The 24,190-nt window shown below is 57.5% G+C and carries 19 protein-coding genes; 12 read left to right on the top strand and 7 right to left on the bottom strand.

The window, feature by feature from the left end:
- The first annotated feature begins 144 nt into the window (after positions 1-144).
- From AB4Y89_RS12970 to AB4Y89_RS12955, 4 genes are all read left to right on the top strand, one after another.
- Entirely contained in the window at positions 145-567 is a 423-nt protein-coding gene (locus AB4Y89_RS12970) for a hypothetical protein (protein ID WP_442301349.1), read from the top strand.
- The gene (locus tag AB4Y89_RS12965; RefSeq protein WP_442301348.1) at positions 564-1,235 is read left to right on the top strand and encodes a TetR family transcriptional regulator; all 672 of its coding nucleotides are present in this window, start codon (positions 564-566) and stop codon (positions 1,233-1,235) included. Before AB4Y89_RS12970 ends, AB4Y89_RS12965 begins: the two co-directional genes overlap by 4 nt.
- Positions 1,236-1,411: 176 nt before the next feature.
- Complete coding sequence (locus AB4Y89_RS12960; protein ID WP_442301347.1) at positions 1,412-1,966, top strand: DUF1440 domain-containing protein; 555 nt, start codon at positions 1,412-1,414, stop codon at positions 1,964-1,966.
- A 15-nt stretch (positions 1,967-1,981) separates the two neighbouring features.
- Entirely contained in the window at positions 1,982-2,488 is a 507-nt protein-coding gene (locus AB4Y89_RS12955; RefSeq protein ID WP_442301346.1) for a DinB family protein, read from the top strand.
- Positions 2,489-2,586: 98 nt separating this feature from the next.
- Here AB4Y89_RS12955 and AB4Y89_RS12950 read toward each other — a convergent pair whose 3' ends face one another.
- Positions 2,587-3,684 (bottom strand): VWA domain-containing protein, encoded by a 1,098-nt coding sequence (locus AB4Y89_RS12950; protein ID WP_442301345.1) that lies wholly within the window; start codon positions 3,682-3,684, stop codon positions 2,587-2,589.
- Between the two features lie 131 nt (positions 3,685-3,815).
- Positions 3,816-4,367 carry a sigma-70 family RNA polymerase sigma factor gene (locus AB4Y89_RS12945; protein WP_442301344.1) on the bottom strand — a complete coding sequence of 184 codons (552 nt, stop codon included), beginning with the start codon at positions 4,365-4,367 and terminating at the stop codon, positions 3,816-3,818.
- 355 nt (positions 4,368-4,722) lie between these two features.
- On the opposite strand from AB4Y89_RS12945, the gene AB4Y89_RS12940 reads away from it, so the two are divergent.
- Together AB4Y89_RS12940 and AB4Y89_RS12935 are read left to right on the top strand one after the other, a co-directional pair.
- Complete coding sequence (locus AB4Y89_RS12940; protein ID WP_442301343.1) at positions 4,723-6,471, top strand: SpoIVB peptidase S55; 1,749 nt, start codon at positions 4,723-4,725, stop codon at positions 6,469-6,471.
- Positions 6,472-8,622: a hypothetical protein gene (locus AB4Y89_RS12935; protein WP_442301342.1), complete on the top strand. Its 2,151-nt coding sequence runs from the start codon at positions 6,472-6,474 to the stop codon at positions 8,620-8,622.
- Here the strand turns inward: AB4Y89_RS12935 and AB4Y89_RS12930 are convergent.
- A complete protein-coding gene (locus tag AB4Y89_RS12930; RefSeq protein ID WP_442301341.1) occupies positions 8,600-9,583 on the bottom strand; it encodes a hypothetical protein in 984 nt (327 codons plus the stop codon). The genes AB4Y89_RS12935 and AB4Y89_RS12930 overlap by 23 nt on opposite strands.
- A gap of 14 nt (positions 9,584-9,597) precedes the next feature.
- Here AB4Y89_RS12930 and AB4Y89_RS12925 point away from each other — a divergent pair, with 14 nt between their 5' ends.
- Both AB4Y89_RS12925 and AB4Y89_RS12920 read left to right on the top strand, forming a co-directional pair.
- The gene (locus AB4Y89_RS12925; RefSeq protein ID WP_442301340.1) at positions 9,598-9,915 is read left to right on the top strand and encodes a FliM/FliN family flagellar motor C-terminal domain-containing protein; all 318 of its coding nucleotides are present in this window, start codon (positions 9,598-9,600) and stop codon (positions 9,913-9,915) included.
- Positions 9,912-10,172, top strand: a complete 261-nt coding sequence (locus AB4Y89_RS12920) for a FliM/FliN family flagellar motor switch protein (protein WP_147648618.1) — start codon at positions 9,912-9,914, stop codon at positions 10,170-10,172. Before AB4Y89_RS12925 ends, AB4Y89_RS12920 begins: the two co-directional genes overlap by 4 nt.
- Here the strand turns inward: AB4Y89_RS12920 and AB4Y89_RS12915 are convergent.
- Positions 10,132-11,109: a glycosyltransferase family 2 protein gene (locus AB4Y89_RS12915; RefSeq protein ID WP_442301339.1), complete on the bottom strand. Its 978-nt coding sequence runs from the start codon at positions 11,107-11,109 to the stop codon at positions 10,132-10,134. The two genes, AB4Y89_RS12920 and AB4Y89_RS12915, sit on opposite strands and share 41 nt — an antisense overlap.
- A 280-nt stretch (positions 11,110-11,389) precedes the next feature.
- On the opposite strand from AB4Y89_RS12915, the gene AB4Y89_RS12910 reads away from it, so the two are divergent.
- Positions 11,390-11,824 carry a hypothetical protein gene (locus AB4Y89_RS12910; RefSeq protein WP_442301338.1) on the top strand — a complete coding sequence of 145 codons (435 nt, stop codon included), beginning with the start codon at positions 11,390-11,392 and terminating at the stop codon, positions 11,822-11,824.
- Positions 11,825-11,954: 130 nt separating this feature from the next.
- Here AB4Y89_RS12910 and AB4Y89_RS12905 read toward each other — a convergent pair whose 3' ends face one another.
- Positions 11,955-13,403, bottom strand: a complete 1,449-nt coding sequence (locus AB4Y89_RS12905; protein ID WP_442301337.1) for a lanthionine synthetase LanC family protein — start codon at positions 13,401-13,403, stop codon at positions 11,955-11,957.
- Between the two features lie 42 nt (positions 13,404-13,445).
- Positions 13,446-13,892, bottom strand: a complete 447-nt coding sequence (locus AB4Y89_RS12900) for a CHRD domain-containing protein (RefSeq protein ID WP_442301336.1) — start codon at positions 13,890-13,892, stop codon at positions 13,446-13,448.
- A 680-nt stretch (positions 13,893-14,572) separates the two neighbouring features.
- On the opposite strand from AB4Y89_RS12900, the gene AB4Y89_RS12895 reads away from it, so the two are divergent.
- Complete coding sequence (locus AB4Y89_RS12895; RefSeq protein ID WP_442301335.1) at positions 14,573-17,959, top strand: carboxypeptidase regulatory-like domain-containing protein; 3,387 nt, start codon at positions 14,573-14,575, stop codon at positions 17,957-17,959.
- 105 nt (positions 17,960-18,064) lie between these two features.
- Here AB4Y89_RS12895 and AB4Y89_RS12890 read toward each other — a convergent pair whose 3' ends face one another.
- Positions 18,065-19,291, bottom strand: coding sequence for a hypothetical protein (locus AB4Y89_RS12890; protein WP_442301334.1), 1,227 nt, complete (start codon positions 19,289-19,291; stop codon positions 18,065-18,067).
- 289 nt (positions 19,292-19,580) lie between these two features.
- On the opposite strand from AB4Y89_RS12890, the gene AB4Y89_RS12885 reads away from it, so the two are divergent.
- Together AB4Y89_RS12885 and AB4Y89_RS12880 are read left to right on the top strand one after the other, a co-directional pair.
- Complete coding sequence (locus AB4Y89_RS12885; RefSeq protein ID WP_442301333.1) at positions 19,581-22,934, top strand: carboxypeptidase regulatory-like domain-containing protein; 3,354 nt, start codon at positions 19,581-19,583, stop codon at positions 22,932-22,934.
- A 16-nt stretch (positions 22,935-22,950) separates the two neighbouring features.
- Positions 22,951-24,177, top strand: coding sequence for an alginate lyase family protein (locus AB4Y89_RS12880; RefSeq protein ID WP_442301332.1), 1,227 nt, complete (start codon positions 22,951-22,953; stop codon positions 24,175-24,177).
- Positions 24,178-24,190 lie beyond the last annotated feature (13 nt).

The following is a 24,190-nucleotide window of genomic DNA, read 5'->3' as shown; positions in this document are numbered from 1 at the left end:
CGACACTGCACCTACAGGGAAACGCTCTACCGTCCCACCCTGCAATCCTGAACCTGTTCAAAATTTTGCGACCCTAGCATTCCCTGGCCGCATCTATTAAACTGAACGCGTTCAGTAAGGCGCGCCGAAAGGAGAACCAAACCCATGTATCTCGTCGGTTGCTATATCGCCTATCTGCTGCTCAGCCTTGTCACTGTCGTCTGGGTCGCACGGACCCTTCATAAGAATGGCCGCGTCTTTCTACTCGACGCCTTTCACGGTAATACCGGGTTGGCCGATTCCGTAAATCATCTCCTCGTCGTCGGCTTCTATCTCATCAACATCGGCTATGTGACGCTGGCTCTTCGCGAAGGCAATCCGGTCACAAATGTGCAGCAGGCCATTGAGTTGATCAGCACCAAGATCGGAACCGTTCTGCTGATTCTGGGCCTGATGCACTTCTTCAACATCTTTCTCTTCAACCGCGCGCGGAAAGCCGCGCGTCACCCCAGGACACCCGCGGAGCAGGCATACTACACTCAACGCTTTGCGCCGCAGCAGGCAGAACCGCAGACTGACACACAATGATCACCAAGACGCAAAAATCCGAAGAGACGCGGGCGCTGATCCTCTCCACGGCGCTCGCCCTCTTTCGCGAACAGGGCTTTGAGAAAACCACCATGCGCGAGATCGCCGCTGGAGCTGGCGTCGCCCTGGGAGCAACGTATTACTACTTCGCTTCAAAGGACGCGCTTGTTCTTGCCTTCTATGCTCAATCACAGGCGGAGCTCGAGCCTCTGCTGACCGAGGTACTTGCTCGCAAACATAAAAATCTTCAAGCCCGCCTGCATGCCCTCATCACAACCAAGCTCGAGCACTTCCGGCCGAACCGTTCGCTGCTCTCAGCCCTGGCAGCCCATACCAACCCCGGCCATTCGCTCTCACCTTTCAGCGACGACTCTCGCGCTATCCGGGAGCGCGATATTCAAAGCTTCCAGCAGGCACTCGATGCCGATAAAGTGAAATACCCAGCCGACCTGGCGCACCACCTCCCGGCTGTGCTCTGGGTCTACCAGATGGGCATCATCCTTTACTGGGTCTACGATCAAAGCCCTTCGCAGCGGCGCACGTTCAAGCTCCTGGAAAAGTCGTTGCCTATTGTCACCAGACTCATTCAGGTCTCTACACTTCCGCTGATGAAACCACTCCGCAAACTCACGGTAGAGCTGCTTGAGACCATCTATGGCGCTGACTAGAGCATTTTCCCTGTAGGTGTAGAGGAGGGGCTTCCGCATCTATGGGCGTTTTTCGCAATGAAAACGCCGCTGCACACGCCTTCCGGGATATCCGGCAACAGGGAAAATCCTCTAGAGCGTGCCCTTAGCAACCCGGGACACGATTCTGTCCTCTCATCTCCCGCAGGAGATGGAATATGTCGAATCGACCTAATCTTGGCCGAGGGCTTCTGATTGGCGCCACTGCCGGTGTTGCCGCAACCCTTGTCATGGATCAGTTTCAGAAATTTGCGGCAGCCGGACAGAGAGCCATCGAGAAGCAAAAGAAACTTGCCGAAGGCGAGTCAGAGTGGGCAATCGCGCATGAGCGGGTAGCGCAGGAACAACAGGAACAGCAGCAGGAAGACTCCACGGAAAAAGTAGCCCGCCATATCTCCCGGGCCATAGGAACCCGGCTTCCGAACGATCAGAAAAGGCATGCTGGACAGGCGGTGCACTACGCCTTCGGCACGCTTATGGGAGCGGTATACGGTGTCGCAGCAGAGCTTGCTCCGGAGGTCACCACGGGCGGTGGAACGGCCTTTGGCACCCTGCTCTTTCTCGGTGCAGATGAGGTTGCCGTACCTGCCTTCAGGCTGTCTCCTCCTCCGAACATGACTCCAGCAGGAGCGCACCTGCAACACTGGGCTGCTCACGTTGTTTATGGAGGCACCCTGGAACTGACACGCAATCTGCTCCGCCGTCTTGCATGAAGCAAAATGGAAGGTATGGCACAGGACCTCGCTGGAACCTTCCTCTCCTTTTCAGAACGCCGCATAGGCCTTGCGGTGAAGAACATTCACGATTGCATTGCCCGGCTCACCGACGATCAGCTTTGGCAACGAGGCGGCGACTATGAGAACTCAGTTGCTAATCTCCTGCTGCATCTGGCCGGGAACATCCGCCAGTGGATCATGCATGGCGTCGCCGGAGACCCCGATATCCGTCAGCGTGACGAAGAGTTTTCGCTCGCCATTCGTCTGCCGCGCGAAACCGTGCTGCGCATCTTCGACACGACTCTGGAAGAAGCACGCAGTGTCATCGCCGGCCTGCCTCACGACGACCTGATGACGATGACCGACCCGCAACCAGGAGGCAGTTGGGGAGCCGTCTCCAAGTTAGAAGCCATCTACCTGGTCGTAGGTCATCTGCAGCAACACACCGGTCAGATCATTCTGCTCACCAAGCAGATGACCGCGACGGATCTGGATCTCACGATGCCGAGGAAGCGCTAAAAGGCGGTTGGATTGTTGAATAGTTGAATGCTTGAATAGTTATTCGCGTGCTGCACAATCGACTGTGGCAACTCGGTTTTTACTATTCAACTATTCAACTATTCAACTTCTCTCCGTGCCGTATAACCATCACGTGCAATGATGGAGTACTTGAGCTGCTTGCCCTTTTCGTCGACCATCTTCAGCGGCTGGCCCTCGTTATCGACCAGCGTCACCTTGATCTTGCGATAGCTGCCGTCCTGGTTGGGATTGGAGGGCTTATAGCTCAGCACGTACTGGTTGCGGATGGAATCGTTGATCGACGCGAAGATGTCCGGCAATGCTCCCTGGAACTGCGGGAAGAACGACAGGCCGCCCGTCATCGAGGCAAAGGTCTTCATCTGGTTGTCGGCCTGCAGATAGTCCAGCCTCTGAATACCACCCATACCGGGCTCTGCCATGGTACGCACTAACTGGCCAGTGCCGATGGCAAAGATGGTGACATTCGACGTTGCCTTGATCTTCTTCAGAATGGTGTCGAGGTTAATCTTGGAGAAGGTATCGCGTCCGCTGCCCACCAGGATGATGTACTTGCGGCCCTCGATACGGCTTACGCGGTCCAGCGTCTCGTACAGCGCGTCAAAGAGGTTGGTGTCGCTGAACCCTGGAATCGTCAGGGTTTGCAGCGCCTGTAGCGTCATCATCTTGTCTTTGGTGAAGTCAGTCAGGATGCGGGTACGGAGGTCGTAGGTGATGACGGCAATGTAGTCATCTTCTTTCAAGGAACGGAAGAAGGCCGCAGCCGTATTTTGCATGTCCTGGATGAAGTACCAGTTGTTCGAGGCAAACTCCAGCAGCATCACCGCCGTGATGGGAGCCTTCATCGTCCGTAGATCGTTGACCGGCTGCGGAACGCCGTCTTCGGTTATGCGGAAGTTCCCTGCCTTAAGCCCAGGAACAAACTGCCGGTTCTTGTCGAGCAGTACGCTTACATCCACGGTCACCACTGGCACATTGACGCGGATGACCGGAAGATCCAACCCTTTTGGATTCTTGATCTTCTCCTCTGCGGGAGCAGGGGGAGGAGGCGCCGAGTCATCTTTCGGCTGCTTCTTTTTCAGCACAATGCCGTCGTTCTGCTGTACCGGGCCGCTGTCATCTCCTGTGGGCGCCGGCGTTGTCGGCTGCTGTTGCGCCACGACTGTACCTGCAGACAAAACAATTCCCAAAACTGCAGCAACTGCCAAACGGATGAGATCTCGCATGTTCATCGATATCGACTTTACTCCACTCGCCACTCAAAGGTGTACCGCGGGCAGACGGAGTATTCCATCCATGTAGACGAGCTTTAAACAGAAATGTTCCGCGAGCGACAGGTGCAGTCGATGCAGCCATGCTCGGAGCAGGCGCCACAGGTCCTGGTCAACTGCTTCCGCAGCGACGCCCTTGCCCGATGAGCCCTAACCGCGGCATTGCCAGCCGAGATTCCCTGTTCTGCCGCAAACTGCTGCAAGGGCTGCTCCCCAAGATCGACCGATTTCAGTAGATCCGCGTAATTTGCTGGAAGCTGATCCAACACTTTGCTAAGGCACGCACAGATTTCATTTCGAAGCTCGGGAGCTGGAACCACCTCGGCTTCCATCTCTTTCCCCCATGCCGAAAGCGCCTTGCTCTCCGTCGTCTTACGACGGTACTGGTCAATGACAGCATTGCGTAGAATCCGATAAAACCATGCCACCACGGACTCCTCATCCTGCGGTGTTCCCTCGGACTTCAGGGCACGGAGGTAGGCGCCCTGCAGCAGGTCCTCGGCAAGCGCCTGGTCCTGGACGCGACGGCGCACAAACCCCAGGAATTGCTGTCTATGCGACAAAAGCGTATTCAGATTTGTATCAGTCATCACAAATATTGGATTAGAGCCTTTTTCCTGTTGCGAGGGTGTGTCATCAAACTCCTGCCGCCAGCGCCGGGACCGCGGAGGAACGAATCACGCCCCTCCGCGGACGGTTCCAGGTCTAACGGCGGCTGACACAGTTGCAAATCGGGCAGGTGCAGGTGCTGCCGCAGGGGCAATTGTCACATTTCAAACGCATTGGGCTCTCCTTTTCGCCAGGTCCATCCCGGTTTTCTGCCTGTACAGACGCACGGGAGCATTACCTATTACACTTCGTCGTCAAGTTACCTATGACACTTCTTCGCTAACTGGCTGAAAAACCATCCGTCGAATCTCGTACACTGCTCTTTAAGTTAAGCCGATGTTTCGTGCCGCTCTAGCTTTCGTCCTGGTCACCCTCCCGCTGACCGCAATTGGCCAATCAGCGGCCAGGGTCCCTCCTACGTCCGCGAGTTTCTATCCGCTCAAAGAGGTCCATCGGGGGCAGCATGCCACTGCATGGACGGTCTTCGAGGGGATCACGCCTGAGCCAATGGATGTTGAGATCCTCGGCCTGCTCCGCAACGCCATCGGCCCAGGACAGGACATGATCCTCGCGCGGCTGCATGGTGCAAAACCGGAGTACACCGGCGTAGTTGCCGGTATGTCCGGGTCGCCGGTATATATCGATGGCAAACTCCTGGGTGCGCTCAGCTACCGCATCGGTCAGTTCAGTAAGGAACCCATCGCCGGCATCACGCCCATTGAGCAGATGCTGCAGGTGCGCAACTCTGCTCTCCCCGTGATTCCTGCGACCCCGGCCACCACCTCAGGAGCCTCTGATCTTACGCCTCGGCCAACATCCACCTCAGGTGAGATTGTCCCGATGGAGACCTCACTCGTCTTCACTGGCTTCTCACAGGACACGGTGGCCCTGTTCCGGGATCGCTTTACCTCGCTGGGTCTGAACCCTGTGGCCGGCATCGGTTCGGCGTCGCCGGGAGAGAAACAGCCGGAGCCGATCGTGCCCGGTTCGGCCGTCTCCGCGATTCTGGTCGACGGAGATCTCTCGATCGCCGGCACATGCACGGTCACGTATGTCGACCCGAAGCAACTGCTCGCCTGTGGTCACCCGATCACCCAGTACGGCAACATCTCCATGCCGATGACCAAGGCCCAGGTGCTGGCCACTCTCTCGTCGCCTTTGAATTCCTTCAAGATCGTGAATACGACGGAGACCGTTGGCGCCTTCACCCAGGATCGTGCATCGGCCATCCTCGGTCAGTTCGGCCAGACCGCGGAGATGATTCCCGTCACGGTTGCACTCAATGGTGGCAAGGCAATGCACTTCCGGGTCCTCAATAACCGGGAGCTCACTCCGCAGGCTCTTCTGGCCTCGGTTTATCAGGCCATCCATGGAACCAATACCTACGCGTCGGAGCTCTCCTACCGGGTGAGTGGAACGATGAGCCTCGCAGGTTATCCTCCGGTAAGCTTCTCCACTGTTGCCGCGCAGACTGAGCTCGCTCCCGCTGCGATTGTTGCCGCTCTCGCCGTCAATGACCGCTTCCAACCCATCTACAACTCTCCGGCCGAACAGCCAACGATCACCGGTCTGAACCTGAAGGTCGAGACGCTTCCCGGTCGCCGCACGGCCCAGTTGGAAGCAGCCCGCCTCAGCGTCGTCGAAGCCTCCCCTGGCGATGAGATTACTGTCGAGACGACAGTCACCCCCTACCAGAGCGCCGCAAGAATCATTCGTATCCCGGTAAAGCTGCCATCGACGCTCGACCCCGGCCCGGTACGCATTCTGATCTCAGATGGAGCGACGCTCGATCGTCTGCTCGCCCAGCAACTCCCCTCATCGCTCTCGCTACGCGACACCATCACGCAGCTCAATGAGCGGCATCCGAACGACCGGGTTTACGTGACTGTGCTGGACCACGCAGCTCAAGCAGTCGTCAACGCGCAGGCGCTACCCCAGGTCCCACTCTCCATCGCCAACATCTACCAGCCGCTTCAGGACTCGCGGCGTATGAACCTCAACGGAGAAAGCCTGCGCGAAGCCGGCTCAGCCCCCACCGATAACGCCCTGACCGGTTCCCAGGTTCTGACCCTGAACATCCGCTAAATGAAGCTAAAGATTCTATCTCTCCTGCAAATTGCTGCTGTAACCACACTTAGCGCTCAAGGAACACGTCAGTGGACACAGTCCCGCTATGACGAATTCGAACGCGGCAAACCGAGCGGAGTCGCCATACGCTCTGACGGCAGCCTGTTGCCTGCGCCGTCTACTCGCCTCGTCTTTACCAGCGATGGCAACTACCTCTGGACCACAGCGGTAGATACCGCCGGTAATACCTATCTCGGAAGCGGGGCTCTCTCTGGCGGAACTGCGGCCGTCCTGAAAGTAGACGGTCAAGGAAACTCCGAAAAAATCTTCGAAACAAAAGAAATGGCTATCCAGGCGGTGCGCGTCGCCGCAAATGGAAAGCTCTATGCCGCGACCTCTCCGGATGGCAAAATCTATCGGATTGATGGCCCCGGCCAGTCGTCGGTGGTCCTCGATACGGCCGCTCTTCCCGAGAAACCTAAGTATCTGTGGGATATCGCGTTGTCCCCAAAGGGCGACATTTATGTCGCTACTGGGGCGCCGGCAACCATCTATAAGCTGACTCCCGGCGGGAAACCCGAGCTCCTGCTCAGGTCCGGCGACCAGCATATTCGTTGCCTGCTGCTGGGTCCTGACGGAACACTCTATGCGGGCTCCGATGGCGCGGGTGTGATCTACCGCATCAAGCCGGGTGAGAAGCCATTTGCAATTTATGACGCACCGCGGCACGAGATTACAGCCCTGGCTCTGGGGGCTGATGGCATGCTCTATGCCGCCGGTGTCGGCGACAAACGCAGCCCCAATCTTCCTCCCCTTCCCGTACAGGGGAATCAGGCCGTCTCGGTCACCATTCTTCCCGGCTCAGCCAACGCCGCCTCCTCCAACACTCTGATCCCCGAGGGATCAGAGATTTACCAGATCGCTCCGGATGGAACGCCGCGCCGGCTGCTCACGCTACGCGAAGATGTGATCTATGCCCTCACGGTGCGCAGCGGCCAGCTACTCATTGCCACCGGCAATCGTGGACGCATCTATGCCACGAATCCTGCAGTTCCAGGCGTCTTCACGGATATCGCCCACCTCGACGCCTCTCAGGCCATGTCGTTCGCTCCGACCGCGACAGGGGTCTACATCGCGACCAGTAACTCGGGTCGGCTGTTCCGCCTGGAAGACAAGCCGGCAGCGAGTAATACGTACCTATCCGATGTTTTTGACGCCGGCATCTTTGCGCAGTGGGGCCGGATCGAGCTGCGAGGCTCCCAGGCAGCGGAGCTCTACCTCCGCTCCGGGAATGTCGAGAACCCTGAAATCAACTGGACCGACTGGACAAAGATCACTCCAAATACCAAACCCTCCACTTCAACGAACGCTCGCTATGCCCAATGGAAGGCGGTACTTAGTCCTGATTCCAGAATCGACTCAGTGACATTGAACTACCTTCCCAAAAACCTGGCTCCAATGGTCGATGACCTGGTCGTGCAGACCGGAGCCCGGATGAACCCGCAGCCTGCGGGACAAGGGCAGACGGTGCAGATCACCTTCCCGCGCGCGAGTGCGAATCCCGGCTTCGTCATTCCTCAGGACCCGAACCCTCCTTTGATCGCACAGAAGGACAAGAACTCGATCACCGCCCGGTGGGTGTCCCATGACGATAACGGCGACGACCTGATGTATTCGATCTATTACCGGGGGGACAACGAGACTACCTGGAGATTGCTGAAAGACCGGGTCAACGAGAAGTATTACTCATGGGACGCGGCGCAGCTTCCGGATGGAGGCTATACGCTGCGGGTGGTCGCGTCCGACGCGCCTAGCCACAATCCCGGTGAGACGCTCATGGGAGAACGGGTCAGCGAGCGCTTCGAAGTCGACACCACGCCTCCGGTTCCCGGCCAGTTGACGGCAACGATGGCGAATAACCAGATTCACGCTTTACTGGAAGCAACCGACGCCACTTCAGCCATTGATCACGCCGAGTATTCCCTCGATGCGGGACCGTGGCAATATCTGGAACCTGCGGGCAAACTGTCGGACTCACCCACGGAGCACTACGACTTTACCTTGCCGGTAACCGGATCCGCGGCTGAACACACCCTTGCGGTGAGGGTGTATGACCGGTTTGAAAACGTAGCGACCGCGAAGACGGTTATTCAGTCCGCCGGTCGATAAGGTGAGCGCCTCGGCGCTCGCCTACGGCGATTGCACTGGCCGTCCAAACTCGTTCGCCAGAGATGACAAAGAGGAAGTCTGTGCCTTCATTGATGCCGGTGCGCACGATGGCGCCCGGCTCCAGGCCGACGATCTCCTGGGCGGTGACCTTGAAGGGGAGGGTTTCGAGCGCGCCCTCAATATTCATGTTGGAAAGGCGCGAACGCAGAATCTGTCGTGTCGCCGGATTTTGTACCCTCTTACTGTCCTGCCGCACCAGTTCGCGCAGCACTGTCTCGCTGACCGCAGTCGCCAGAGCGATCTGCATCACACCGCTCATGTTGCCGATGTGCATCCGGTAGGTGACGCAGAGCATATCTTCAGTACGGGGAAAAAGTCTGCCAAGGGTAGCGGGAAGAATGCGCTGACCATACTCGCTGCGCAAACCGCACTGGGCCCAGAGCTGATTCAACTCTCCACAGAGACGGGTCATCAGAATGTCCATGATGGCGACATCAATATCGGTCAGCTCGCGGGGCTCCTCAATCTCGTCCATGTCCACTCCTCCCAGTCCGAGATGAATCACGGGAGCAATCAACTTCAACTCCATTGAAATGATGGCTGCGCCTTCCACGGGGGAGAAATGGCAGAAGGAAAAGTAGGTATGGTCGACATCAATATTTTCGAGCAGCGTCGTAAAGACCTGGCGCTCGGCACCCATCATGCTGATCTGGACGTTGGCCCCCAGCCAGGCGGAGAGACTCAGGCTGAACGTTCGTGAAAACGCCTGGTTCAGCTCCTGAAGGGCCTGCATCTGCGCTTTCGTGATCGTCTTCCGGGTTGCCAGGTTAAGTGTTGTGGGGGAGTTTGTCGTGCCCATGCCCATACCGATACACATGAAGGGCCATGTCTGGACCGGGAAGTTGAGAGATCTCTTATTAAGGACACCTAAGACCTGAATCGGCGGAATGGCACCGCACATGCTCCGCTACCGGTATGGAAAGCGTAATCGAGACCGAACACCCCGGCTCCCCCGAACTTGGAGCAAGCGAGCAGAACCCGGCTCCGGAAGAGTGGACTTCCCTGGCGCACCTGTCAGTGCCACTCTCGGTCTCGATCCCTCTCCCTCATATCTCCCTTGGGGGGTTGATGGCACTGGCTCCAGGTCAGATCCTTGTGAGCCACTGGCCCACCAACCACGATGTTCCCCTGAGTGCCGGCGAGGTATTTGTGGCGATGGTCGACTTTGAACGGGTGGGAGACCAGCTTGGTGTTCGTCTGTCCGGTTTCCAGATGAAAGCGCAGACGACATGAGCGAAAAATTCCATGACCTGCGCCTGCCGTTGACCCTATGCTTCGGCACGCGAAACATGCCGTTGGGAGAGGTGCTGGAACTCACCCAGGGCGATGTATTTTCTCTGGAAAGGACGCTCGACGAACCTGTCCGCATCCTTGCCGGAGGAAAAGAGATCGCAAAAGCAGAAGTCGTGGCGGTGGACGGCAATTACGCCGTCCGCATCCTGTCCACTACTACTGCATCAGAGACTCTTCAGACGAGCGCGAACGAATAACCTGGTCCACGGCATACGGCGCGCGATGCTGCGTCGAATGGAAGTGGCGCACCTGCAGTTCGCCCAGCAGACCGATACCGATCATCTGAATACCGGCCAGGACGAGCACACCGGCGAATCCCATCGCCGGTCCATGTGCGGCCATGATGTGCTGGTGCAGAAAAAGCTTAAGCACGGCGAGCCAGAGCGCAATGGCTCCCCCGGTGACAAACCCCGCCAGACCGATGCGGCCAAAGAAGTGCAGTGGCCGGGTCATGTACTTCAACAGGAAACGGATCGTCAGCAGATCGAAGAAGACGCGGATCGTGCGTGAGATGCCGTAGTGACTCTTGCCATGCTCGCGATTGCTGATCTTAATCGGCAACTCACAGATGCTGGCGCCATACCAGCTTGCGAGTGCGGGGATAAAGCGGTGCATCTCGCCATAGAGCGGGATGGACTGAATCAACTCGCGGCGGTACGCCTTGAAGGTCGTGCCGAAATCGTGGATCTCTACACCGCTGAGGCGCGCCATCGCCCAGTTAGCGATACGTGACGGAATCTGGCGCATGACAACATTGTCGAGGCGGCGTGCGCGCCATCCGCTGACCACGTCGTATCCCTCTTCCAGCTTGGCGAGGAAGAGCGGAATCTCCGCGGGATCATGCTGCAGATCGCCGTCCATGGAGAGGATGAAGTCTCCCTGGGAATGATCAAACCCGGCAGCCAGCGCCGAGGTTTGGCCGAAGTTGCGTCGCAACTTGACCACAACGACCCGGCTGTCGACCGCAGCCACCTCGCGCAGCAGACGGTAAGTGCGGTCGCGCGAACCATCGTCCACGAAGACAAGCTCAAAGCTGTCACCGACCTGCTCCATCACCGCTTTCAGACGGTCATACAGCGCGGTGACGCTCTCTTCTTCATTGTGAAACGGCACGACGACGGAGTATTTAGGCACGTCGCTAGTTTACGCCTTTGGGGCCGCCTTTGCTGGAACCAGGCGTTTCATCAAGCACAGATTTTCCCGCGCCCTTTGTCTTTCGTCATTCCAGCAGCCGGCTACGATTCTCTCCTCGTTCCACTCTCCCCCAGCCTGAAGAAAAATCCGTTCCACGGTGCTGATTGGCGCTCACTTGATGACACACCCTGGCATAAGTGACAGAAAAGAGGTCCTCAAGTAGGTTCCACCCCGTGGACAAAGGCCACCTGCCCTCTGGCATGATGGAGACAGATATCCTATGGCTCGCAAATTTATCGCCGCCGCGGTCGCAATTCTTCTTCTGTGGTTTGGCTACGTCAGCTATACCAACTGGCGCAAATCCCATTCCATGGCGAACGGCGAAATTACTTCTGTCAACGACGGAAATACCCAGACAGCGACTCCTGCCGCAACTGAGCCTGAAAAACCGAAGACACCGACGACAACCTTTGCCGCGCCTTCCTCCTCAACGCAGCCAATCGCCATTCAGCCCTCTGCACCTCTGACGGACTCTCAGCAGCCCAATGCCGTAAACGGCTCACGATTTGCCGGCTCGGGCAAATACCAGGTTTATCGCCAGGGCAATATCACTTACCGCATCGACACGGAAACAGGCCAGGAGTGCATCCTGCTTGCCACCAACGAAGAGTGGAAGAAACCGCAGGTCTACCAGCGCGGCTGCAAGACAAGATAAGAAGCTACTCTTGTGCATTTTTCCTGTTACTGGGTATTCCGGGAGGGGCATGCAGCGGCGTTTTCATTGCGGAAAACGCCCATAGATGCGAACCCCTACATCACACCCACGGGAAAATGCTCTAGCCGGCCTACAGCCTTGAGCTCAGTGGAAACGGATTATCAGGCCACGTAATCGCCTGCCAACCGCTGGAAGCGGTGACCGAGGCGTGCAGCAGCGCACTTCCGATCCCTGCAGCACCAAACGAATATCCAGTCTCCCACGTATCGAACGGAGCAGGAACGTGGCTGTAGCTGTCATACCAACGGCTGCGGTGACCGTAGAAGTCCATCATCTGAACGGTCTCCTGCCCGATACGATCCACCGCTTCTCCGTATCGTGCATCCCGTGTCACCTTCCCCATCCCCAGCAGGAACTCCATTACGCCGGCCTTGCCCGAGTGCTGGCAGAGCGCATTCTCTTCCGGCGCCATCGTCGTCAACGGGCGCTGTAATGCGCTCAGGATGCCGTCGGCCAGCTTCTCCGACATCTGAAAGAAAGCGTTGTCGGCGGTAACTTTGTGCAGCTGATAAAACAGGCGCGCGGTTCCGGCCGCTCCCTGGCTGAAGCCGATTTGAAAAGTGCTCGACTGCGCAGGAAGACAATACGGAATCAGAACGCCTTCCTTCTGCCGGCAGGCGACGCGTTCAATACGAAGCGCACTTTCGCGAGCCGCCTGCAGATAGTCACCCTCTTCGGTATCCTCATACGCTCGAGCGAGCGTGTAGGCGATGCCTGCGGCGCCATACTCAAAATTGGGAACATACGTTCCGTCCGTTTGCTGGATTGGGCGGGACGGAAGTTCACTCAGATGGACGCCTTTACCCGAATCCTGCAAGGCGACTAATCTGTCGGCCCCCTGCGCTGCTACATGACGGTAGCCGGAGTCATCCAGCGTCTGCGCGGCATACAGCAGATAGAGGATCACACTGCTGTCGCCCGCGATGCTCGATGTCTCTGACCAGCTAACCCCATCACTGTCGCGGACGGCTGACTCACTCAGATGACCGGTGACGGCCTCTGCCGCATGTTTAATCGATGTCTCCTGACTGATCCGCCAGGTTTCCGTCAGCGCAAACCCCACGCCTGCCAGGCCATCGTAGAACGAGTGCCGCGTCCCAGGGGTCACCTCCGGAGCTCGCAGCATCTGTGGCCAGGTAGCGGAGAGAAAGCGAGCGCCACTTACCGCGTCATCGAGGTAAGTGGCGTCTCCGGTGGCTGTATACATTTCAAGAAGGAAGAGAAGAATGCCCGCGCTTCCCCGACGGATGTTTCTGCTCTGCGCCGCCGAGAGCTCGCGGCTGGGGTGAATCGGCTCGGGCAGCCAATACTTTCCCTGCGATGACTTCATCTCTCCGGCGCGGATCCATCGTGCAGCTTCCATGGCGCCGTGCAACAAATCGTTGCGCGCATGTGCGGACGACATCTTTGCCGGAACCGCCAGCGCCGGCAGCGAGCAGCCGGCAACCGCGGAAGCAAACGCGCCCTTGAGAAACGAACGCCTCGATCGATCCTGCTGCAGCAGATGTAACCGTGACACGGTTCTCTCCTTGCCTGCTACTTCCTTACTCGGCTTGTGCGCTTATTCCTTTACGACCTGACCGCGAATTTCGCCACTCGGATTCGCAGCGGTATGGAGGTTAAAGTACCACTTACCATCCAGCAGATCTTTCGTTTGTTCCTGCGATAAGGTTGCTGTACCTTCCAATGGACTCTCAATCGGGTTTGCCTTGACTGGAACCTGTGGCTTTGCATTGACGCCCTCGGCTGCCGGTCCATGGAAGTGTGCTGCGGTGACTGGTCCGGTCAGGTCCTTGAAGGTCACACGGTATTTCAGCTCGCCTGTGTCCGTATCGAGGGTTGCGGTGAGCGTGCCGGTACCGGCGACATCGTTTGCCGGCACTTCATGCGAACCTGCCAGATCTGCTTTCAGTGAGATCTGCGCTGCAAAAGCGCTCAACGAGCCAAGGGACAAAACGGCGGCTGCGACGATGAAACGCATCTGGGTACGAATCTGCGGAAAAGACATATGATTTTCCTCTCAAACAGCAATCAAGTTAGAGGGCCTGAACGGCCGGAATGATGCTTCCAGGCAGCGTGCGCACACGGCGTCGCCCCAGAGAAACAATTGATTCAGATGTCAGGAAGAAAGTGCCGCTCAAAAAACAACGTGCGTGCTCAACCTGCCGGAAGCCAAAAAGGGCTTAGCGGGAGCAACAACAACGTCGATCGGTGCGACGCATCATGATCGTGATAGTAGAGTCCAAACTGCTCGACGTCAAGCGAATGGATCTCTCTCGATAAAAAGGGCGGAGTTCGAACGAAGTAGGCTACTTTTCTTCTGGTCTCGAACTTTTGGTTAGACCTTAGATCGTCACCCGACACAACGCTGGTCATGCCTTTTCAAGTCTGAGAATAGTTGTCGCACATCCAGCATTTCTCTTCGCTGGGGACTGCTCGACCTCGATAAATTCAAGTATTTCGAAAAGCTTTCTTTTCTACGCGTTCCATCAAAGGAAAAAATCCAATAGAGGGACAAAATTTTCATTGACCCTCGTCCATTCAGCCCCCTATAGTTCCCTCCGAATTTTGGCAGCGATCAATCATGTTCCCTCCAATTGGTCTGACCAAAATATCGTCAAGGAGCTTTGTATGACTTTTGGCCAACGACGTAAGATAACGTGTATTTTTGCGTTCCTTCTTCTCTTCGTGACTACACTCACGCTCCCCGCACAGACCGGCGGTACCGCCAGTCTTCAGGGGGCCATTACCGATCCCACGGGCGCCGCCATCGCCGGTGCGAACGTAACAATTACCAACACCGATACCAAGGTCGCGCGTAACACCGTCACCGATACCGAAGGCCGCTATTCCCTTCCCAATATTCCTCCCGGCCCTTATAGCCTGACCGTCTCTGCGACGTCGTTCAAGGGCTACTCCCAGACAGGCCTCGTTCTTGAAGTTGGCAGCAGCATCACCATCAACCCGTCACTCAGTGTCGGTACCTCCACCGAAACGGTGGAAGTCGCAGCATCCGGCGTTGCTATCGAAACAGAATCGGCAACATACAAACAGGTCATCGACCAGAAGCGCATCACAGAGCTTCCGTTGAACGGCCGCCAGGCCACGCAGTTGGTTCTGCTCACAGGCGGATCCGTGGTTGCACCCAGCAGCGACATGGTCGGTTCGAAAAACTACATCACTTCGGTCGTGATCTCAGTCGCTGGATCGCAGGGTAACTACAACAACTACCTGCTCGATGGTGGTGGCTATACCGACAACTTCACCAATGTGAATCTGCCGTTCCCCTTCCCGGATGCGTTGCAGGAGTTCTCGGTCGAGTCGAACTCACTGCCGGCGCGTAACGGACTTCACCCAGGCGCCCTTATAAACGCCGTCACTCGCTCCGGCACCAATCAGTGGCACGGCTCGGCCTTTGAGTTCATTCGCAATAACATTGTGAATGCGACGAACTTCTTCTCCGGTATCAAAGACACAGTAAAACGCAATCAGTTTGGCGGTACCATCGGCGGCAAGGTCGTCACCGATAAGGCATTCTTCTTCTTCGGCTACCAAGGCACTCGCAATCGTCAGGTAAGCGCAGCCACGAACTCCTGCATCCCCACTGCGGCAGAGTTGGCGGGCGACTTCAGTCAGATGCCCGCCGTCGGCGCACAATGCGGTCGCGCCATCGCGGATAACGGCAATCTGTACGACCCAGCCACAAACTCGAAAATCAACACCAATCCCAATCTGGCGAACTACAGGAAGATCCCGACCAGCAGCCTGTCACAGACAGCGTTGAACCTGATTAAGTATCTTCCCACTTCACTGGCCAATCCGACCACTGGCGTCATCAGCGTCGCTATTCCGGCAAACTTCACCGAAGACCAGTACATCGGAAGATTCGATTACAACATCGGCAGCAACCACAATCTCTTCTTCCGCACGTTTGTCACCAATTACAACGCCCCGGCCTACTACTCGCCCACGAACCTGCTCATCACCACAACAGCAGGTAATAATCAGCGGGTAATGGCCTATACGCTGGGCGATACACTGACCCTCACGCCGCACCTGGTTAACAGCCTTCACGCCAGCTATACCCGCCGCCGTAATAACCGTGGACCGACAGCGGGAGGCATCAATGCGCGCACGATTGGCGTGAACATGTATGCCTACGTGCCCGCTGACCTGCGTCTATCGGTCACGAACCAGTTCTCTGTCGGCTGCGGCACCTGCTCGCCCGGATTCTTCAATGTCAACACCGAGACCTTCTCCGATGACATGGACTGGATCAAGGGCAAGCATCAGATCGCGTTGGGCGGTGAGTACATCCGGACCGGCGATAACACTAACGCCGGCTATCTGCAGAACGGAAACTTCTCGTTCAGCGGCGCGGCCAGCGGCGGACAGTATGTTCCCGGCATTACAGCAGCAAGCACCAGTGCCGGCGAACCGATGATGGACTTCCTGACAGGAAAGCAGAACAGCTTCGGTCAAAGCCGTCAGCAACAGACCACCTATCGTCAGAACATCTTTTCTCTATACGCACAGGATACCTTCCACTTCAATTCCCATCTGACACTCAGCCTCGGCGTGCGATACGAACCCATGCTCTACCAAACCGATAAGTTCGGGCGCGGTTCGACCTTCGATCAGGCAGCCTTCAATGCGAATACGCACAGCACCGTCTTTCCTAACGCGCCGGCCGGAATCTTCTTTTACGGCGATAACGGCGTTCCGAAGAGCTTCACGAACAACCGCTGGAACAACTTTTCGCCACGCTTCTCTATCAGCTACGACCCCATCGGCAACGGCAAGACGGTCTTTCGCGCGGGCTCAGCCATCATGTATGACTCCCCCAACCTGTTTACCTCGCAGCGCCTGACCTCCAGCCCGCCGTTCGTCAACGAAATTGCTGTCACCGGGCCGGTGGACTTCACTAACCCGTATGCGAACTACAAGGGCGGCAATCCATTCCCCGGAACCTTCCCGCCGGATGCCTCTGCAATCTTCCCGACCAACGCCTACTACGTTCTGCTTCCGAGGAACATCAGAACCCCAACCATCTACCAGTGGACTGCATCGGTCCAACAGGACCTTGGCCGCGGCTGGATGATGTCTCTCAGCTATCTCGGCAACCACAACGCACACCTCTGGCTGGGTCGAGCAATCAATCCTGCTGCCTACATTCCCGGGACCTGGACGGGGGCTGGCTCATGCGGAGCTCTGACAGTATCGCCCGGTACCGGCACCGCCTGCTCCACGACTGGCAACGCCGCTCAGCGTACCGTTCTGGCGCTCTCCAACCCGGCGCAGGGGGCGTACTTCAGTCCAACCATGACATTCATCAGTGATGGCTACGACTCTAACTACAACGGCGTCATTGCAGCCATTCAGCACCGTATGTCGAACAGCTTCAGTCTGTTGACCAACTACACCTGGTCGCACTGCATCTCGGTGGGAGACGCACCCGGTGACGTCGCAGGCATCGTCAATCAGAACCCCTACAATCCTCGTGGCGACCGTGCCAACTGCGGTTTCGATGTACGGCATATCTTCAACACGTCCATCGTCGCCTCCAGCAATTTCAAATCACTCAACCCAATTGCTCGCGCCGTTGTGAACGATTGGCAACTGTCTCCGATTATCCGCATTTTGAGTGGCGTTCCAATGGACATCATGAGCGGCATCGACAATTCACGAAATGGCCAATCGCGTGACCGCCCAAATTATGTCCCAGGCGTAGATGTCTATACCCACAACCACATTCAGCGCCAAGCAAACCTGGCTTATCTCAACAAGGCGGCGTTTACGCAGAATGCCGTCGGTACCTTCGGCAACGTTGGCCGCAACGCGTTCCGAGGGCCTAAGTATTACAACCTGGATCTTTCACTGAGCCGCAACTTCCAGCTATACGAACGTTTGAAGCTGCAGATGCGCCTCGAAGGCTTCAACGTTTTCAACCATCCATTCTTTGGGACGTCGGGCGGAAGTGGCTTCACCACTACTTTGAGCTCGGGTACATTCGGTAACGCCACCGCCGCTTACGATCCACGTATCTTCCAGGCGGCGGCGAAGTTCAACTTCTAACCGTACTGCTAAGCGAAAGGGCCCCCGCGATGCGGTGGCCCTTTCGCTTGTTACCTGTCATGAGAATGTTCGCCCCGCCCTCGACAACAAAATAATGCAGTCTGCCTACCAGGTATGAAAAGCCTCTACCGAGGGCGCTCCGGTCTTTCCGTCGATCACGCTGGTCTTCAGCACGACCTCGATATTCTTCTGGCCAAGTCCATCACCGATCCGCTCCTTGAGCCATTCCAGATAATCGGGATTGCTTACGAACTCGGTCGCGGCCTCCGTACCGTTTCGTCCCAGACCTGCGAGCACCACAACAATATTTCCGGTAGTCGGATTACGGAAGCGGGCGACCAAGGCATAGTCATCGGCGCTCGAATAGGAACGGGTACGGTCACGCTCCCAATGCTTTGAGGGATCCTGTGCGTCCAGAATCGTTCCCTCTGGTTCGGTGCTGAAGTGATAACGCAGATCGGACAGCAGCCGGATGCTCCAGTCGTTGTTGTATCCACCAAGCAGAACTACCGGACGGTCTCGCAGCTCGGTCAACGGCAGCGCGACTGACGACTGCACCTCGTACCGGACGCCCTCACGCTGCAGTAGACCGCCGAGCTGCCCTATCGACGTCGCGATCTGCATCGAGACGAACGGATACTGGATATCCTTGCCTGCGGTAGCCACTCCCGATGCTCGCTCGGGAGCGAAGACCACGCCTCCGGGACAGAGCAGGGTGCTGCGTCCTTCACTTGCCACCGGCCGCCAGAACTGATCGACCACATCTGCACGGTGCGGCCGGAAACGCCATATGCTGACCGCAGATGTTGCCAGCAGTAGCAGACTGACGCCTGCAATCCAGTTGCGACCGCGCCAACTGGACGACGACGGCGCAGACTCCTTAGTGATTACCGCGTCCGGTCCCGGAAGCAGGTCCACTGAAAGAGCTGTAGCTGGTCTCTCCTTTAATACAGGAGTGCCGGCCGGATCCTCTTCCAAAAGAAGAAACTCGGGTGTGTACGATCCCGTCGGCAGGACGATTTGCATACGGTCGTTTGGATGGTCGCGGTAGTAGAGCGACAGCCGCTTCCGAACCTCACCGGCCGTAAAGCGGACGATCGTATCGGCATTGGTATCGTAGTCCGCCGGACGTTGAAAAACCTCAATGCCCAGCGTCCGCTCTTTGAGGTCTCCCCTTCCGTTCAGCGAACTCTCCACCACATACCGCAGCAATGCCGGATACCGCTTGCTGTTGCAGAAGTGAGGGCTGGCGAGGATCGACTCCATCTCCCGCAGAACGGTCTCTCGATCCTGCGCGGTGACCGGCTGCCAAGCCGCCCAATCTGTCTTCATAGTGCTCATATTCCGGGGCAGAGTTCATCATACGGCAATCGCAGAGGGCGCGTCCCGACGTTTGAAACAAGCTGCAACAATATATCCATCCCGTTCCATACAAACCACTTACAAGCCAACACCTGGATACAAACCGTGAGTCACTTGCAAGTCGTTCTCATGGGAACCGAAGGTGGGCGCTGCTTTGCCCATACACCCTGACAAGAGGTGAGAAGGCGGGTTCCGCTGCGTGGCGGAGGGCTCTGGCACATGCACAGGTTCAAACGCCAGGCCGCTTTAGGAGGTACATATGAAGATGTTCGGCAGACTGCTGCTGCTTTTCCTGCTTGTCGCAGGGATCGCTCAGGCACAGCTCACCACGGCGACGATCGTCGGCAATATCCAGGACACATCCGGTGCGGTCATCCCGGGCGCCCAGGTCACAGCAATCAACCAGGAAACCAAATTCACCCGTCAGGTCACATCCGGCTCGGACGGAGCCTACCGTCTGGACTTCCTTCCAGTCGGCACCTATTCCCTCAAGGTTGAGGCAGCCGGCTTCCAGAGCAAGCAGCAGCAAGGGGTCGTACTGACGCTGAATGCCGAAGTACATTTCGACGCCAGCCTGAATATCGGCGAAGCGACACAGACCGTCGACGTCTCGTCCAACGAGCTTCCTCTGGTTGAGACCTCGAACGCGACCCTGGGCCGCACGGTCACCAACCAGGAAGTCGACAACCTGCCGATCGTCAACCGTAACGTCTATGACCTGCTCACCCTCACTCCGGGTGTCCAGTCGAGCTCCAACGTCAATACGCTGGGGTATCCCCAGCAGGTGGTTTACATGAACGGCGGAACCGATAACTTCGTCGGCTCTGTCAGCTACTACCTCGATGGCGGACTGAACATGACCTTCATCCGCAATACCGGTAACGTGCTGCCCAACCCGGATGCGTTGCGCGAGTTCAACGTCCAGACCAACAACTACAACGCCCTGTACGGCCGTATGTCCTCCGGTCTGGTCAATGTTGTCACCAAGAGCGGCACCAACAAGATCCACGGATCCATCTTCGAGTTCCACCGTGAGACCAACTTCGCCGCCGCTCCGGCCTTCAGCGCTCCTGGTCCGAAGGCTCCTCTACACCGCAACCAGTTCGGAGCAACGCTCGGCGGTCCTATCTGGAAGGACAAGACCTTCTTCTTCGGCTCCTACGCCGGTCTGCGCCAGATCACATCGAGCACCTACAACGGCGCCCTTGTCCCCACTGCTGCCCAGCGTGCCGGTGACTTCAGCGCTAACCTGCCAGCGAGCGGCACTCCGTCCAGCTGCCCCAGCAATAGCTCCAGTGTCGTCTTTGTTGTCTGCGATCCTGTCACGCGTACGCCCCGTCCGGGTAACAAGCTGGCATCCAGCCAACTTGATCCAACGGTACAGCGCCTTCTCGCCCGCATTCCTCTTCCCAACGCGACCGGCATCGACACTGCCTCGGGCCGTACGACCTATCGCTGGCAGGGCATCATTCCGAGCACGTTGAATACGGACGAGTTCCTGATCAAAGTCGACCATCAGATCGGCACTCATCGTTTGCAGGGGATGTATTTCAATACGGCGGGCAATCAGCAGCAGAGCCCCGGCGGCAATATCGACTGGTCACGCCAGAACTTTGTCTATCGCCAGCAGAACGGCAACCTCTCCGATACCTGGACGCCGTCGGCGAATGTCGTCAACCAGATATGGCTGAACTACACCCGCATGATCGGTGGCCGTATCAACACGCCGCAACTGTCGCTTACCGACTTCGGCTCCAGCTTCGGCATCCAGGGCGCGTCCATGCTGCCACAGCTTACTGTCAGCGGATACTTCACCGCCGCCCAGGCCATCAGCGGTCCGGTCACCGGTACCAACTTCTACTCGCTGCGTGATGTTGTCAGCATCACCCGCGGCAAACACACCTTCTCGTTCGGTGCTGAAACCTCGCTGAATAAGGATCTGCAGTACACCTACCTGAACAACTACGGCGTCTTCGCCTTCCAGCGCGCCACCGCACGCACCAATGCGGAGATCTCCGACTTCATCGCCGGTCTTCCGGCAACGATGAACCAGGACTCCCCTGTCCAGGCTGCCGATAGCTCCTGGTTCAGCGGCATCTTCGCCCAGGACGACTATCGCATCTTCCGCAACCTGACCGTCAACCTGGGTCTTCGTTGGGATGTACAGACCTCGCCGACCGATCCGAAGGACCGTCAGTCAACCTTCGTCGCCGGGCAGAAGTCCACGATCTATCCCACTGCTCCGACCGGTCTGCTGGTCGTCGGCGACAAGGGCGTCGATCGCGGCATCGTCGCGACACGCTGGCATCACGTCTCGCCTCGCGTGGGCTTTGCCTGGGATCCCTTCGGCAACAGCCGCACCGCTGTTCGTGGAGCCTTCGGCCTCTTCTTCGGCTCTGTCTCCGGCAACGAGTGGAACGGCGTCTCGAACTTCCAGCCCTTTGCTGTCCGCAATCGTTATAGCTTCATCAAGTCGATGACGGATATCTACGGCGATGCACGCTCCTTCCCCAATGGCAATCCGTATCCCTATGTCTATGACCCGAAGAATCCGCGTCCGTTCATCGCTCCGGCACAGGTTCAGGGCATCGATCTGGATTATCAGTGGCCGTACGTCTATCAGACCAACTTCTCCGTCCAGCAGCAGGTAACGAACTCGATCGCTGTCTCTGTCAGCTATGTCGGTTCGTTCAGCCATGATGTTCCCTTTGCTCCGGATATCAACTACCCGATCTACGCCACTGCCGCCAATCCAGTGAATGGCGTGACGACGAGCACTACAAGCAACTATGATTCCCGGCGTCCCATCCAGGGAGGTCTCGGCATCATCAATCTCATCCAGTCTAGACAGCGGGCCAACTATCACGGTTTGCAGATCACGGGCGAGAAACGTCTGAGCCATCAGTTCTCGGTCAAGGCCTTCTACACCTGGTCGAAGACGCTGTCGAGCGCCTCGGTGAACAATAGCGGCGCTGTCATCGGCACCGCGCAGGACTTCAACCGCATTCAGGACGAGTACGGCAGCAGCGATACCGATCTGCGTCATCAGGCCAATATCTCCGCAATCTGGAAGCCCGCCTTCTTCACCAGCTCGCCACGCTATGTGCGTGAAGTGGTGAACGGCTGGACGATCTCCGGCATTGCACAACTCAACGCCGGAACACCGTTCAGCGTGACCACTGGAGTGGATAACAACTTCGATGGCTACACCTCTGACCGTGCCAATCTCTCCGGCAATGCCGATGTAGGGATCACCCGCGGACGCTCGCGGGCCGACAAGATCAGTGCCTACTTCAACCCTGCTGCATTCTGCTCGTATACCGGCAGCACGGCTACGTGCCCCGCGGGTGTCGGTCCAGGCGGACTGGATGGCACAACCCGCCGCAACAACTTCTTCGGCCCTGGAAACCGTGTCATCAACGCCGCGCTCTTCCGCGACTTCGGCGTCTATGAAGCGGTGAAGTTCCAGCTCCGTGCCGAGGTCAACAACGTCTTCAACCTCGTCAATCTTAACAATCCGACCACCTCGCTCAACTCCGGTAACTTCGGCAAGATCACCGGCGCCTACGGCGTGCCCCGTCAGATTCAGATTGGCGGACGAATCCTCTTCTAACCACAGGAGCAATTACGTGCGAGACGCAATCATGGAAGTGTCACGCCGTGCCTTCTGCACCGGCGCTACGGCGGCAGCTCTACTTGAGCTGCCGCCGGCCCGGCTTTGGGCACAGCATCACGCTGCCGGTTACGACCTGGTGGCCAGCACCGACCGTCAGCGCATCATGACGGCCGCCCGCAACTACCTTGCTCTAAAACCTGCAACCATCACGTCCTTTCCTTCAGATAGAACTCCGGGTGGACTGCACGACTTCTTCTCGGAAGCGGACTACTTCTGGCCCAACCCGGCTAACCCGAACGGGCCGTACATCAACCGTGACGGCCAGAGTAATCCGAATAACTTCAACGACCACCGCAAGGCGATGATCGCGCTCTCCCTGCAGGTGCCGGCGCTCACAGCAGCATGGCTGCTCACACGCGAGCGCCGCTATGCCGATCATGCTGCAGCTCACCTGCGCGCCTGGTTCATCACGCCTGAGACGCGCATGAATACCAACCTCGAGTATTCGCAGGGTGTTCACGGCGTAACCACCGGCCGCAACTTCGGCATTATCGACACGCTGCACCTGGTCGAGGTCGCGCGGGCTGCATCGCATATTGCTCCCGCAGTCATGAGCTCTGCCGATCAGCAGGCACTACATACGTGGTTCCGCGATTACCTGCGCTGGCTGAAGACGAGTGAAAAAGGAATCGCCGAAAAGAAGACGTTGAACAATCACGCCGTCTGCTGGGCGCTGCAGGCTGCGGAGTTCGCTCGCCTGATCGACGATCAACAGACTCGTCAGGAAGTCGCCGAACAGTACAAGACGGTCTTTATGCTCGATCAGCTCGGCACCGATGGCAGCTTCCCGAAGGAGCTGGCGCGGACCAAGCCGTACAGCTACTCCATCTTCAACTTCGATGTGGCTGCGATGCTATGCCAGTCGCTGCGCGACAGCAGCGAAAACCTCTACGAGTTCAAGCTGGCCGACGGCCGCGGGATCTGCAAGGCTGCGGAGTTCCTTTATCCGTATCTCAAAGACAAGTCTTCCTGGCCATACAAGAAGGATGTCGAGCACTTCGATTCTCTGCCTGTGCGCTCTCCAGGACTTCTCTTCGCTGGGATCGAATGCAATCAGTCCCAATACCTTGCTCTCTGGAAGACCCTGAATCCAGACCCGTCTGACGCTGAGATCATCCGCAACTATCCCGTACGGCAACCGCTGCTCTGGTTTCCGTCGCAACAGCGTAAAAAAGCCTGATACGGCAAAAAGA

This window comes from Terriglobus sp. 2YAB30_2 (genome assembly GCF_052114765.1).
Classification (GTDB): Bacteria; Acidobacteriota; Terriglobia; order Terriglobales; family Acidobacteriaceae; genus Terriglobus.
This window is presented reverse-complemented; position numbering and strand designations above follow the sequence as displayed.

What these genes read in the sequence shown, in the direction of transcription:
- AB4Y89_RS12970 (WP_442301349.1), top strand. Translation starts at nt 145, where the DNA reads ATGTATCTCGTCGGTTGCTATATCGCCTATCTGCTGCTCAGCCTTGTC.
- AB4Y89_RS12965 (WP_442301348.1), top strand. Translation starts at nt 564, where the DNA reads ATGATCACCAAGACGCAAAAATCCGAAGAGACGCGGGCGCTGATCCTC.
- AB4Y89_RS12960 (WP_442301347.1), top strand. Translation starts at nt 1,412, where the DNA reads ATGTCGAATCGACCTAATCTTGGCCGAGGGCTTCTGATTGGCGCCACT.
- AB4Y89_RS12955 (WP_442301346.1), top strand. Translation starts at nt 1,982, where the DNA reads ATGGCACAGGACCTCGCTGGAACCTTCCTCTCCTTTTCAGAACGCCGC.
- AB4Y89_RS12945 (WP_442301344.1), bottom strand. Translation starts at nt 4,367, where the DNA reads ATGACTGATACAAATCTGAATACGCTTTTGTCGCATAGACAGCAATTC.
- AB4Y89_RS12940 (WP_442301343.1), top strand. Translation starts at nt 4,723, where the DNA reads ATGTTTCGTGCCGCTCTAGCTTTCGTCCTGGTCACCCTCCCGCTGACC.
- AB4Y89_RS12935 (WP_442301342.1), top strand. Translation starts at nt 6,472, where the DNA reads ATGAAGCTAAAGATTCTATCTCTCCTGCAAATTGCTGCTGTAACCACA.
- AB4Y89_RS12930 (WP_442301341.1), bottom strand. Translation starts at nt 9,583, where the DNA reads ATGTGCGGTGCCATTCCGCCGATTCAGGTCTTAGGTGTCCTTAATAAG.
- AB4Y89_RS12925 (WP_442301340.1), top strand. Translation starts at nt 9,598, where the DNA reads ATGGAAAGCGTAATCGAGACCGAACACCCCGGCTCCCCCGAACTTGGA.
- AB4Y89_RS12920 (WP_147648618.1), top strand. Translation starts at nt 9,912, where the DNA reads ATGAGCGAAAAATTCCATGACCTGCGCCTGCCGTTGACCCTATGCTTC.
- AB4Y89_RS12910 (WP_442301338.1), top strand. Translation starts at nt 11,390, where the DNA reads ATGGCTCGCAAATTTATCGCCGCCGCGGTCGCAATTCTTCTTCTGTGG.
- AB4Y89_RS12900 (WP_442301336.1), bottom strand. Translation starts at nt 13,892, where the DNA reads ATGTCTTTTCCGCAGATTCGTACCCAGATGCGTTTCATCGTCGCAGCC.
- AB4Y89_RS12890 (WP_442301334.1), bottom strand. Translation starts at nt 19,291, where the DNA reads ATGAAGACAGATTGGGCGGCTTGGCAGCCGGTCACCGCGCAGGATCGA.
- AB4Y89_RS12885 (WP_442301333.1), top strand. Translation starts at nt 19,581, where the DNA reads ATGAAGATGTTCGGCAGACTGCTGCTGCTTTTCCTGCTTGTCGCAGGG.